The sequence below is a fragment of the Variovorax sp. H27-G14 genome (assembly GCF_046156345.1).
Classification (GTDB): domain Bacteria; phylum Pseudomonadota; class Gammaproteobacteria; order Burkholderiales; family Burkholderiaceae_C; genus Variovorax.
In genome coordinates this window covers 219275-231852 of sequence record NZ_JAYLVN010000001.1, presented here as the reverse complement: position 1 = coordinate 231852, position 12578 = coordinate 219275, and the positions used below count along the sequence as shown (strand labels likewise).

At 68.6% G+C, this 12578-nt stretch carries 10 protein-coding genes and 1 pseudogene; 10 read left to right on the top strand and 1 reads right to left on the bottom strand.

The window, feature by feature from the left end; translation table 11 throughout:
- The first annotated feature begins 3 nt into the window (after window positions 1–3).
- The 3 genes from VLK31_RS01130 (at window position 4) to VLK31_RS01120 (ending at window position 3253) form a co-directional block, all read left to right on the top strand.
- On the top strand, window positions 4–1257 hold the full coding sequence (locus tag VLK31_RS01130) for a Zn-dependent hydrolase (RefSeq protein ID WP_409166529.1): 1254 nt from the start codon (window positions 4–6) through the stop codon (window positions 1255–1257).
- Complete coding sequence (locus VLK31_RS01125; RefSeq protein ID WP_409166528.1) at window positions 1254–2741, top strand: M81 family metallopeptidase; 1488 nt, start codon at window positions 1254–1256, stop codon at window positions 2739–2741. Before VLK31_RS01130 ends, VLK31_RS01125 begins: the two co-directional genes overlap by 4 nt.
- A 134-nt stretch (window positions 2742–2875) precedes the next feature.
- Window positions 2876–3253, top strand: coding sequence for a nuclear transport factor 2 family protein (locus VLK31_RS01120; RefSeq protein ID WP_409166527.1), 378 nt, complete (start codon window positions 2876–2878; stop codon window positions 3251–3253).
- Window positions 3254–3288: 35 nt separating this feature from the next.
- Here VLK31_RS01120 and VLK31_RS01115 read toward each other — a convergent pair whose 3' ends face one another.
- Window positions 3289–4440 carry a helix-turn-helix domain-containing protein gene (locus VLK31_RS01115; RefSeq protein ID WP_409166526.1) on the bottom strand — a complete coding sequence of 384 codons (1152 nt, stop codon included), beginning with the start codon at window positions 4438–4440 and terminating at the stop codon, window positions 3289–3291.
- Between the two features lie 216 nt (window positions 4441–4656).
- On the opposite strand from VLK31_RS01115, the pseudogene VLK31_RS01110 reads away from it, so the two are divergent.
- The 7 genes and pseudogenes from VLK31_RS01110 to VLK31_RS01080 all read left to right on the top strand — a co-directional run bounded on the left by VLK31_RS01110 (window position 4657) and on the right by VLK31_RS01080 (window position 12395).
- Window positions 4657–5152 (top strand): annotated as a pseudogene (locus VLK31_RS01110) ((2Fe-2S)-binding protein).
- Window positions 5153–5165: 13 nt separating this feature from the next.
- Window positions 5166–7616, top strand: coding sequence for a xanthine dehydrogenase family protein molybdopterin-binding subunit (locus tag VLK31_RS01105; protein WP_409166525.1), 2451 nt, complete (start codon window positions 5166–5168; stop codon window positions 7614–7616).
- A 24-nt stretch (window positions 7617–7640) separates the two neighbouring features.
- Window positions 7641–8432 carry an FAD binding domain-containing protein gene (locus tag VLK31_RS01100; protein WP_409166524.1) on the top strand — a complete coding sequence of 264 codons (792 nt, stop codon included), beginning with the start codon at window positions 7641–7643 and terminating at the stop codon, window positions 8430–8432.
- Between the two features lie 67 nt (window positions 8433–8499).
- On the top strand, window positions 8500–9402 hold the full coding sequence (locus VLK31_RS01095; protein ID WP_409166523.1) for an AAA family ATPase: 903 nt from the start codon (window positions 8500–8502) through the stop codon (window positions 9400–9402).
- 26 nt (window positions 9403–9428) lie between these two features.
- On the top strand, window positions 9429–10643 hold the full coding sequence (locus tag VLK31_RS01090) for a vWA domain-containing protein (RefSeq protein ID WP_409166522.1): 1215 nt from the start codon (window positions 9429–9431) through the stop codon (window positions 10641–10643).
- Between the two features lie 33 nt (window positions 10644–10676).
- Window positions 10677–11351: a CoxG family protein gene (locus VLK31_RS01085; RefSeq protein ID WP_409166521.1), complete on the top strand. Its 675-nt coding sequence runs from the start codon at window positions 10677–10679 to the stop codon at window positions 11349–11351.
- A 21-nt stretch (window positions 11352–11372) separates the two neighbouring features.
- Entirely contained in the window at window positions 11373–12395 is a 1023-nt protein-coding gene (locus VLK31_RS01080; RefSeq protein WP_409166520.1) for an XdhC family protein, read from the top strand.
- Window positions 12396–12578: the final 183 nt, after the last annotated feature.

Sequence of the window (12578 nt, the reverse complement as noted above, 5' to 3'; positions counted from 1 at the left end):
ACAATGACCTTACCTACCGAACTGCGCATCGACGGCCAGCGCCTGTGGAACTCGCTGATGGAGCTGGCGCAAATTGGCGCCACCGCAAAAGGCGGCGTCTGCCGAATCGCATTGACCGACCTCGACCGCCAGGGCCGCGACCTGTTCACGCGCTGGGTGCGCGAGGCAGGTTGCGACGTGCGCGTGGACGCCATCGGCAACATCTTCGCGCGCCGCGCCGGGCGCAACAACGCGCTGCCACCGGTCACCACCGGCAGCCATATCGACACACAGCCCACCGGCGGCAAGTTCGACGGCAACTACGGCGTGCTGGCGGGGCTGGAAGTGATCCGCAGCCTGAACGACGCCAAGGTGCAGACCGAGGCACCCATCGAGGTGGCCGTGTGGACCAATGAAGAGGGCTCGCGCTTCGTGCCCGTGATGATGGGCTCCGGCGTGTTCGTCGACGCCTTCACGCTCGAACATGCGCTGGGGCAGCGCGACACCGAAGGCGTGAGCGTGGCGCAGGCGCTGGCCGCCATCGGCTACGCAGGCAGCACGCCGGCATCTGCCGCCGCGTCGCCGGTGGGCGCGTACTTCGAGGCGCACATCGAGCAGGGCCCGGTGCTGGAAGCCAATGAGCGCGTCATCGGCGTGGTCGAGGGCGCGCTCGGCCAGCGCTGGTACGACGTGGTGGTGCAGGGCATGGAAGCCCATGCCGGCCCCACGCCGATGGAGCTGCGCAAGGACGCGCTGCTGGCCGCCGCCGAGCTGGTGATAGAGGTGAACCGCATTGCGCTGGCCCACGCGCCGCATGCGCGCGGCACGGTCGGCTGGATCGACAACTACCCCAATTCGCGCAACGTGATTCCGGGCCGCGTGAAGCTCAGCGTCGACCTGCGCGCGGCCGACGACGTGGTGCTGCTGGCCATGGACGCCGCACTGAAAGATGCGGTGCAGCGCATCGCCACCAAGGGCAAGGTCGAGGCCACGCTGGAGCAGGTGGTGTACTTCCCGCCGCAGCCGTTCACGCCCAAGCTGGTGTCCGCGGTGCGCGACGCCGCGCAGGCGCAGGGGCTGAGCTGGATGAACGTGATCAGCGGCGCGGGCCACGACGCGGTGTACCTCGCGCGCGTGTGCCCCACGGCCATGATCTTCGTGCCCTGCCTGGACGGCATCAGCCACAACGAGATAGAAGACGCGCAGCCCGACCACCTGGAGGCCGGCTGCAACGTGCTGCTGCAGGCGATGCTGCAAAGCGCGGGAGTCGTGCAATGAAAGTGCTTGTTGCGCGGCTCAACCACGAGACCAACACCTTCTCGCCCGTGCCCACGCCGCTCGCGGCCTTCGGGCCCGACGGCCCGACCTTCGGCGCGCAGGCTTACGAAGACAACAAGGGCATGCGCACCGCCATGTCCGCCTTCATCGACCTGGCCGAAGCGGCGGGTGCGACGCTGGTCACGCCGGTGTCGGCTTCGGCCAACCCGAGCGGGCCGGTCGACGCGCAGGCGTACACCACGCTCACGCAGTGCATCGTCGATGCCGCGCCGGGCTGCGACGCCATCCTGCTCGACCTGCATGGCGCCATGGTTGCGCAGAACAGCGCGGACGGGGAGGGCGACCTGCTGGTGCGCTTGCGCGCCGCCGCGCCGGGCGTGCCCATTGGCGTGGCGCTCGACCTGCATGCCAACGTCACGCCGGAGATGGTGGGCAACGCCGACGTGATCGTCGGCTTCAAGACCTATCCGCACATCGACATGTACGAAACCGGCGCGCATGCCGGGCGCCTGCTGTTCGACCTGCTGGCCGGGCGCAGCCAGCCGCACATGCGCTGGCGGCAGCTGCCGCTGATGGCGCACACGCTGCGCAGCGCATCCTTCACCGGCGCCATGCAGCGCGCCATCGAGGCGGCACAGGCAGCGGAAAAGTCGGAGTCGCTGGCGGTGTCGATCCTGGCGGGCTTCTCGCTGTCGGACATTGCGGCGCCCTGCATGAGCGTGATCGTGGTCGATGCCCAGTCGCCCGCGCGCGCGCAGGCCACGGCCGACCGCATCGCCATGCAGATGTGGAACGAGCGCGAGGCCTTCATCTACCGCAGCGAACCGCTGGCGGAATCGGTAGCGCGCGCCAGGCTCATTGCCGACGGCGCCACGCGCCCGGTGCTGTTGCTCGACCACGGCGACAACTGCATGTCGGGCGGCAGCTGCGACACCATGGACGTGCTGCAGGAGGCGCTGGCACAAGGCCTGCACGGCATCGGCGTGGGCCCGCTGTGCGACCCCGAGGCGGTGGCCGCGCTGGTGGCCGCGGGCGAGGGCGCCGAGGTGACGGTCGCGTTGGGCAACAAGGTGTCGCTCGCAGGCATCGGCCTGTCGAAGACGCCGGTGCGCCTGACCGGCACGGTGCGCACCATCAGCAATGGCGAGTACGTCATCACCGGCCCCACGTATACCGGCCAGCGCAGCAGCATGGGCCGCACGGTGTTGTTCGACATTGGCGCCGCGCGCATCGTGGTGACCGAGCGCACGCAGGAGCCGTGGGACATCGGCGTGTTCGAGTGCGCGGGGCTCGACCCGCGCACCGAACGCTTCTTGCTGCTGAAGTCGCGCATGTACTGCCGCCCGGTGTTCGAGCCGCTGTCGGCCGCGCTGGTGGAGTGCGACAGCCCCGGCGTGACCAGCTCCGACTACAGCCTGTTCCCGTTCAGCAAGGTGCACCGCCCGGTGTTTCCGCTGGACGCGAACGTGTCGATGGATCTGTAGATCGATGCGCGGATGAACCGGTCGATGGACGCGGCGGCATGACCTGCCGCGTCATCGACGCGCGGCGCGTGCGGCGCGACCATTCCTTCACCCCGCGATGTTGCGGGTCGAACCCCTCGAAAGGAATCGTCACCATGAACACCGCCGCACTCGATGCCACCACCATCGCCCAACGCTATATCGCCGTCTGGAACGAAACCGACGCCGCGCGCCGCGCCGAACTGATCGAAGCCGGGTGGACCGTTAACGCCCTGTATGTCGACCCGATGGCGCAGGCCAGCGGCCATGCGCAGATCAGCGCGCTGGTGGGCGCGGTGCACCAGCGCTACCCGGGCTTTCGCTTCAACCTGCTGGGCCAGCCCGACGCGCATGGCGACCATGTGCGCTTTTCGTGGACGCTGGGGCCGAGCGGGGCGCAGGACCTGATTCAGGGCACCGACTTCGCGCAGCTCGACGCAGGCAAGCTGCGCTCGGTGACGGGGTTTCTGGACAAGGTGCCTGCGGGAGCTTGAGGCGTCTGGAGGTGCTCGGGTTGGGTCGGGTCGGGTCAGTCCGGCGCGCCGGCCGGCCGGCCTCGCCACAGCTTTCGGTAGACGGTCGCACGGCTGATGCCCAGGGCCCGCGCGGCCTCCGCCACGTTGCCGCGCTCATCGGCCACCGCCTTGCGGATCAGCGCCGTCTCCACGTCGCGCAGCCGCGGTCGTGCGTCGATGGCAGGCACGGCCGATGCGGCGCTTTCGCCACCGCGGCCGCCGTGTTGCGGGCGCACCTGCACCCGCAGGCCTGACCACAGCGGCACCTCGAGCACCGCGTCGCCGCGCCGGGCCGCATCGGCCATCATGTGCAGCGGCACGGCGAACAGGTCGCTGAAATGCAGCGCGTGCGCGTGGTGCGCCAGCGGCTGGTGCAGCATCTGCCGGGCCGCTGCGTTGGCCCCGCTCACGCCGCCCGCTGCATCGATGCACAGCAGCCCGTCGGAGCTCTCGCTGCGCGGGCTGCCGGGCCAGGCCAGGTGCAGCAGCAGCTCGCAGGGCTCGCGCATCACCAGCATGTTTTCGATGCAGCGCGCCGACAGCGTGGCCATGTGCCGCAGCTCCGGCCGCTCCGCCACCTGCACGCCCGTCAGGTCGAGCATGCCGATGCAGTCGCCTTGCGGGCCGAACAGCGGGGCGCCCGCGCAGCTGTACACATGGGTGTCGTCGAAGAAGTGTTCGCCGCCATGCAGCCAGACCGATTCCTGCTCGGCCAGCGCCGTGCCGATGGCGCTGGTGCCAATGGCCCGCTCCGACAGGTCGACGCCGATGCGGCCGATGTCGCGCGCGTAGCGGCTGGCGGCGTCGGTGCCATCGGGCAGCTGGCCCACGTCGACCACGATGCCTTGCGCGTCGGTCAGGATGGCGAAGTAGCGGGTGTCGGCGATGGCGCGTGACAGCCGCTCGATGATCGGCCGCGCCACCAGAACCAGCGCCCGGTTGCGCTCGGCGATGTCGCTGCGGTCGGCCTGGCTCACCGGGTCGAAACTGACCCGCTGCTGCGGCCTGCGCCCGGCCTCGATGCAGCGCTGCCAGGAGCGGGCGATCCATGAGTCGATGCAGGCGCCGCCGCGGGGGCGGGGCGCCTCGCCTTCGATCAGTTCACGCCGGGCCTGCGCGATGGACAGCGAGCGCTCGGGCGGGGGCGAGACGAGAGAAACGGGCATCGTGGGTGGGCGCGCTGGAGGGGCTGGGGGGCGGGGGCTGGGGGCGTGGGGGCGTGAGGGAGGGCATTTCCCGGCTTGCCGAACCGCAAGCTGTTTCATTTTGAGAATTTCGCGCCCTCTGTGCAAGTGTCAAGGGTTTTGCCTAGGATAGTGCGAAAGGCCGGCATCCAAGATGCCTTCGCTGAACCAGCCATCACCTTTCACGGAGACAGCCAAATGCAGGTCGCTTTCAAGGTCAACGGCCGCCAGGTCACGGTCGACGCACCCCCCAACACCTTTCTGGTCCACGCCATCCGCGAGCACCTTCATCTCACGGGCACCCACGTCGGCTGCGTCCGCCCAGTGCGGCGCCTGCACCGTTCATGTGAACGGGCGGGCCGTCAAGTCGTGCAACATCCTGGTCGCGCAAGCGGCCGGCACCGACATCACCACCATCGAGGGCATTGCGGAGGCCGACGGCACCATGCACCCGATGCAGGCCGCCTTCAAGGAATGCCACGGACTGCAGTGCGGTTTCTGCACCCCGGGCATGGTCATGAGCGCCATCGACCTGTGCACCTACCACCCCCAGTCGAGCGAATCGGAAATTCGCGAACTGCTCGACGGCAACCTGTGCCGCTGCACGGGCTATCAGAACATCGTGAAGGCAGTGAAGATGGGCGGCGAGGCCATGGCCTCTGGTCAACCCGTCAAGACAACCGTCACGGCGTGAAGGGAGCAACATCATGGGTGCCTCCGACTTCTCCAACCTCCCCCACATCGGCGAGGCGCTGCGGCGCAAGGAAGACTACCGCTTCCTGACCGGCGCGGGCAACTACACCGACGACATCACGCTGGCCAACCAGAGCCATGCGGTCTTCGTGCGCTCGCCGCACGCCCATGCCAAGGTGAAGTCGGTCGACATTGCCGAGGCCATGAAGATGCCCGGCGTGGTCGGCATCTTCAGCGGCAAGGACATCGAGGGCAAGATGGGCGGGCTGCCCTGCGGCTGGCTCATCAACAACCCCGACGGCACCCCCATGAAGGAGCCGATGCACCCGATCCTGGCGATCAACAAGGTGCGTTACGTGGGCGACCATGTGGCCATGGTGGTGGCCGAGACGGTGGAGCAGGCCAAGAACGCGGCCGAGGCGGTGGTGGTCGACTACGACGTGCTCCCCGCGCTGGTGAGCGTGGCCGACGCCGCGAAGAAGGCCAGCGGCGTCACGCTGCACGACGAAGCGCCCGACAACCAGTGCTACAAGTGGGTGCTGGGCGACAAGGCGGCGGTCGACGCGGCCTTTGCCAATGCCGCGCACGTGACCCAGCTGGACCTGGTGAACAACCGGCTCATTCCCAACCCGATAGAGCCGCGCGTGGCCATCGGCAGCTACAGCCGGGGCACCGACGACTACACGCTGTACGTGTCCAACCAGAATCCGCACGTCGAGCGCCTGCTCATGACGGCCTTTGTGCTGGGCCTGCCGGAGCACAAGGTGCGGGTGATTGCGCCCGACGTGGGCGGCGGCTTCGGCTCCAAGATTTTTCTGTACGCGGAAGACGTGTGCCTGACCTGGGCCGCCAAGCAGCTCAACCGAAACATCAAGTGGACGGCCGAGCGCTCCGAGTGCTTCCTTTCCGACGCGCACGGCCGCGACCACGTGAGCCACGCCGAGATGGCGATGGACACCGACGGCAAGTTTTTGGCCATGCGCGTGCACACCGACGCCAACCTGGGCGCCTACCTGTCGACCTTCTCGACCGCGGTGCCCACCATCCTCTACGCCACGCTGCTGGCGGGCCAGTACGCCACGCCGCAGATCTATGTGGAGGTCGATGCCTGGTTCACCAACACCGCGCCGGTCGATGCCTACCGCGGGGCAGGGCGGCCGGAGGCCACCTACCTGCTGGAGCGGCTGGTGTCGCGCTGCGCCTGGGAAATGAAGCAGGGGCAGGACGAGATCCGCAAGCGCAACTTCATCACCACCTTTCCGTACCAGACGCCGGTGGCGCTGCAGTACGACACGGGCGACTTCCATGCCTGCATGGACAAGGCCCAGGTGCTGGCCGAGGTCGACGGCTTTGCGGCGCGCAAGGCCACGAGCGAGGCCCAGGGCAAACTGCGCGGCATCGGGTATTCGAGCTACATCGAGGCCTGCGGCATTGCGCCGTCGAACATTGCGGGCGCACTCGGTGCGCGGGCCGGGCTGTTCGAATGCGGCGAGATTCGCGTGCACCCGACCGGCAGCGTGACCGTGTTCACCGGCTCGCACAGCCACGGCCAGGGGCACGAGACCACCTTTGCGCAGGTAGTGGCGGCGCGGCTGGGCATTCCGGTCGACAACGTCGACGTGGTGCACGGCGACACCGGCCGCGTGCCCTTCGGCATGGGCACCTACGGTTCGCGCTCCATCTCGGTGGGCGGCGCGGCCATCATGAAAGCGCTCGACAAGATCGAGACCAAGGCCAAGAAGATTGCCGCGCATTTGATGGAGGCAAGCGACGCCGACATCGAGTTCGCCAACGGCGAGTTCACGGTCAAGGGCACCGACAAGAAAATTCCGTTCGGCCAGGTGGCGCTCACGGCCTATGTGCCGCACAACTACCCGCTCGACAAGCTCGAGCCGGGCCTGAACGAAACCGCCTTCTACGACCCGACCAACTTCACCTTTCCGGGCGGCACCTACATCTGCGAGGTCGAGATCGACCCGCAGACCGGCGAGGTGCGCGTGGACCGCTTCACCGCGGTGGACGACTTCGGCACCATCATCAACCCTATGATCGTCGAGGGCCAGGTGCATGGCGGGCTGGTGCAGGGCATCGGCCAGGCGCTGCTGGAAAACTGCGTGTACGACAACGAAACCGGCCAGCTGCTCACCGGCAGCTTCATGGACTACGCCATGCCGCGCGCCGCGGAGTTTCCGGTGTTCAAGCTCGACACCGTGTGCACGCCGTGCACGCACAACCCGCTGGGCACCAAGGGCTGCGGCGAGGCGGGGGCCATTGGCTCGCCGCCGGCCGTGATCAATGCGGTGCTCGACGCGCTGGCGCCGCTGGGCGTGAAAGATTTCGACATGCCTGCGTCGTCCAGCCGCGTGTGGGAAGCAATGCAAAAGGGCAGCGGCAGCGCTGCAAAAGACGCCATGCCGCAGCAGCCCGCGCTGGCCGCCAGCACCCAAGGCCGCCCGGCACCCTGAACAACAAAGAAGGAACCACACACCATGTACGCCTTCACACTCGAACGGCCCGCCTCCCTGGCCGACGCCACGCAGCTCGTGACAGCCGGCGCCAAGCCGCTGGCGGGCGGCCAGACGCTGCTGGCCTCCATGAAGCTGCGGCTCTCGGCGCCCGGGCAACTGGTCGACCTGAGCGGCATTGCAGAGCTCACGGGCATCAAGCAGGACGGCAACGCCTTCACCATCGGCGCCATGTCGCGCCACCTCGACGTGGCCAACCACGCCGAGCTGAAGGCCGCCTTTCCGGCACTGGCCGACTTGGCCTCGCGCATCGGCGACCGGCAGGTGCGCGCCATGGGCACGCTCGGCGGCTCGGTGGCCAACAACGACCCGGCTGCCTGCTACCCGAGCGCGGTGCTGGGCACCGGCGCCACTGTGGTCACGTCGAAGCGCGAGATTGCCGCGGACGATTTCTTCCTGGGCCTGTTCACCACTGCGCTGGAAGAAGACGAGCTGATCACCGCCATCCGCTTTCCCATTCCGAAGCGCGCCGTGTACGAAAAGCTGCGCCAGAAGGCTTCGCACTTTCCGCTGGTCGGCATCTTCCTGGCGCAGTACGACAGCGGCGTGCGCGTGGCCGTCACCGGCGCGGGCAATGGCGTGTTCCGCCATGCGGGGCTGGAAGACGCGCTCAACCAGAGCTTCACTGCGGCGTCCGCCGCTGCCGTGAAGATCGATGCGAGCGAACTCAACAGCGACCTGCATGCGTCGGCCGCGTACCGCGCCAACCTCATCAGCGTGCTGACGCAACGCGCGGTGACCAAGGCGCTGGGCTGAACCCATCAGCGTGCCTGACAGGGTGCCGGAAGACGCGGCACCCGCGCGCCTTCCGCTACGCTTCGCCATGACCTTTGCGACCATCGATTCCCTCTCCGAAGGCCTGATGCAGGCCGGCTACTTTGCCGACAGGCGCCTGGCCACGGCCGTGTTTCTGGCGTTGAAGCTGCAGCGCCCGTTGCTGCTCGAAGGCGAGCCCGGTGTCGGCAAGACCGAGCTGGCCAAAGCATTGTCGAAGGCGCTGAGCCGCGAGCTGCTGCGCCTGCAGTGCTACGACGGGCTTGAGCAGCGCGAGGCGCTCTACGAGTGGAACTACGCCGCGCAACTGCTGCACATGCGTGCAGCTGAAGCCAGCGGCGCGGCGCGCGACGTGGAAGCCGAGGTCTACCAGCCGCACTACCTCATCCGCCGTCCGCTGCTGCAGGCCCTGCAGACGCCCGCGCCCGGTGCCGTGCTGCTGATCGACGAGGTCGACCGCGCCGACGAGCCCTTCGAGGCCTTTCTTCTCGAATACCTGGGCGAGTACCAGGTGAGCATTCCTGAACTGGGCACGGTGCGCGCCGTGGTGCCGCCCGTGACCATCCTCACGAGCAACCGCACGCGCGAGCTCAACGACGCGGTGAAGCGCCGCTGCCTCTACCACTGGCTCGACTACCCGGAGCGCGAGCGCGAACTGGCCATCGTGCGGGCCCAGGTGCCGCAGGCCGGCGAGACGCTGTCGGCGCAGGTGTCGGCCTTCGTGGCGCGGCTGCGCGAGGCGCCCTTCCTCAATGCATTCCAGCGCGCACCCGGCATCGCCGAGAGCGTGGAGTGGGCGAGGGCGCTGATTGCACTCGACACCGTGGAGCTCGACCCCGAGGTGGTGGTCGACACCGCCGGCATCCTGTTCAAGCAGCGCGACGATGTGGCCGCGCTCACGCGGGAACTGGCGTCGGAGCTGCTGCGCCCCGAGGCGCCCGCCGCGCGCTGAGCGCGTCCCCGGTCGAGGCAGCCCGCATGGCCGGCATTCCCCAACTCGGCGACGTTCGCAGCGGCAAGCTCGCGGGCAACATCACCGCCTTTGGCCGTGCGCTGCGCCGCGCCGGCGTGCGCACCGACGCCATGCGCATCGCGCTGGCCGCCGAAGCCGCCACGCTGGTGGGCGTGCAAGACAAGCTCGACCTGGGCGCCGCAATGGAGGCCGTGATGGTCAGCCGCGAGCAAGACCGCATGGTGTTCCGCGAGCTGTTCGACGCATGGTTTCGCGACCCCGAACTGGCCAACAAGCTGCTCGCGCAGATGCTGCCCAGCGCCGAAGGCAAGGCCGAGCCCTCCAGGCGCCGCCCGCGCGTGCGCGAGGCCCTTACCGCGCCGCGCAACCTCGCCAAACCGCTCGAACCCGCCAAGCCCGACCGCGAGCTGGAGTTTGACGCCGCCATGACCGCGAGCGACCGCGAGCGGCTGCACAACGCCGACTTCAACGCGTTGGGCGCGGCCGAGTACCTGCTGGTCGAGCGGCTCGCGCGCGACATCCGCCTGCCCATTCCCGAGCTGCCTTCGCGCCGCCTGCGCGTCACCGGCGACGCGGGCCGCCAGCATGCACGCATGCACTGGCCCGGCGTGCTGCAGGAGGCCGCGCGCACCGGCGGCGAGATCCTGCGCTTGCCCAGGCTGGCCCGTCGCCTGCAGCCCTTGCCGCTGCTGGTGCTGGTCGACGTGTCGGGCTCGATGGAGCGCTATGCGCGCCTGCTGCTGGCCTTTCTGCATGCGGCCACGCGGCGTGCGGGCCGGCGCGACGTGTTCGCCTTCGGCACCGGTCTGACCGACCTGACGCCGGCCTTCCGCCTGGCCGACACCGACGCCATGCTCGGCGCCGCCAGCCTGGCCATCGACGACTTTGCGGGCGGCACCCGGCTGGGCAGTTCGCTGAGCGAACTGCGCCTGGCCCACGCGCGCCGCCTCACCGGGCGTCGCACGCTTGTGCTGGTGATCAGCGACGGGCTCGACACCGGCGAACCCGCGCTGCTGGAGCAGGAGCTGCTGTGGCTGAGGCGCCATTCGCGCCGCCTGCTGTGGCTCAACCCGCTGCTGCGCTTCGACGGCTACGCCCCTCTGGCCCGAGGGGCCGGCGTGCTGCACCGGCATGCGGACGCGATGCTCGCGGTTCACAATCTCAGCGCACTCGAACAGTTCGCCGCCAGCCTGGCCGCGCTGATGCGCTCCGGTCGCTGACGCGGCCCGGCAACGACAAAAAAGGAACCCACCATGGAAATGCTCGGAAACCGCCGCCTCGGCGTCACCCAACAACAGGCCTGGGAAGCGCTCAACGACCCCGAAACACTGAAGAAGTGCATTCCCGGCTGCGACAAGTTCGAGCTGGTGGGCGACAACACCTACAGCGTGGCGCTCGCGGTCAAGATCGGCCCGGTGTCGGCCAAGTTCAACGGCAAGGTGATGCTGTCGGACATCGTGGCGCCCCATGGCTACAAGCTCACCTTCGAGGGGCAGGGTGGCGTGGCGGGCTTCGCCAAGGGCGCATCGAGCGTCACGCTCAAGCCGCTGTCGGATGTGCCGGCGGATGCAGCGGCCAACACGCCGGCGGATGCAGCCCCGGTCGATGCAGCCATCGCGCACGAGGCCACGGCCGCTGTGCCCGTGTCGGCCCCCACTGGCTGCGAGCTCGACTACACAGTGCAGGCCCAGGTCGGCGGCAAGATCGCCCAGCTCGGCCAGCGGCTGATCGACGGCGCCGCCAAGTCGACCGCCGATGACTTCTTCAAGCGCTTCGAAGCCGAGATGCGCAGCCGCTACGGCCCCCCGCCCGTGGTGGCCGATGGCGCCGAAGTGCCCGCGGAGAAGGCCGGCATGATGTCCGGCCTCATGAAGAAGATGGGCCTGGGCAAGAAGGACGACGCCGCCCCGGCCGGCGACGCCGACTGAGCAGGCGACGCGCTTCATTTCATGGAAAACCTCGACGTCATGGTGCTGCGCACCTTGCGCGACTGGCGGCGCGCCGGCAAGCGCGCGCTGCTCACGACCGTGGTGCGCACCTGGGGCTCGTCGCCGCGGCCCGTGGGTTCGATCATGGCGTTGGCGGAAGACGGTGCCGTGGTCGGCTCGGTCTCCGGCGGCTGCATCGAGGACGACCTGATCGCGCGCTACAGCCACGCCCACGGCAAGGGCGAAGATGTGCCCCTGGGCGCGCCGCCCGCGCTGGTGAAATACGGCATCACCGCCGACGAGGCGCACCGCTTCGGGCTGCCTTGCGGTGGCACGCTGGAGCTGTTGCTCGAATACGCCCCAGATGCAGAATCGCTCGACCTGCTGGTCGCGCAGCTGGAGCAGGGCAAGCTCATGAAGCGCACGGTTGCGCTGACCACCGGTGCGGTGCGGCTGGCCGAAGCCAGGGCGCCGGACGAGCTCAGCGTGAACGACACCGAGCTCACCAACACTTTCGGGCCGGAGTACCGGATGCTGTTGATCGGTGCGGGCCAGCTCGCCGAGTACCTGGCGACGATGGCCAAGTTCAGTGGTTTTGCGGTGACGCTATGCGACCCGCGCGCGGAGTACCGCACGGCGTGGTCGGTGCCCGGTGTGCACATCACGACGGAGATGCCTGACGACGCGGTGCTGGCGTTCAAGCCGGACCGTCGCAGCTGTGTGGTGGCGCTAACGCACGATCCCAAGCTGGACGATCTTGCGTTGCTCGAAGCGCTGCAGAGCGAGGCCTTTTACGTCGGCGCCATTGGTTCGCGTCGCAATGCAGACGCGCGGCGCGACCGGATGATCGAGCACTTCGAGCAGACGGACGAATCGCTTGCTCGGTTGCGTGGGCCGATCGGCATCTACATCGGCAGCAAGACGCCGCCTGAGATAGCGGTGAGCGTCATGGCGGAGATTCTGGCTGTCAAGAATGCGGTGACGTTGCCGCGTGAGGTCGAGGTGGCTCGGGCCAAGGAGATGCAGCAGTTGCTGCCTAGCTGAGTTTTCAGGGCGCTGTTGTTCAGGGCGCGTGCACAGGCCGCCGGGTACTCCCCTCCGCGAATGTCCCCCGCTTCGCTCCTCCTTTATTTCGCTGCGGGGAGCACCCGACGCCCTGTGCCCGTGGACGCGCTGCTGGTGATCGCACGATCAACGACCGCTCTTAACAACGCTCACGTCGATGGG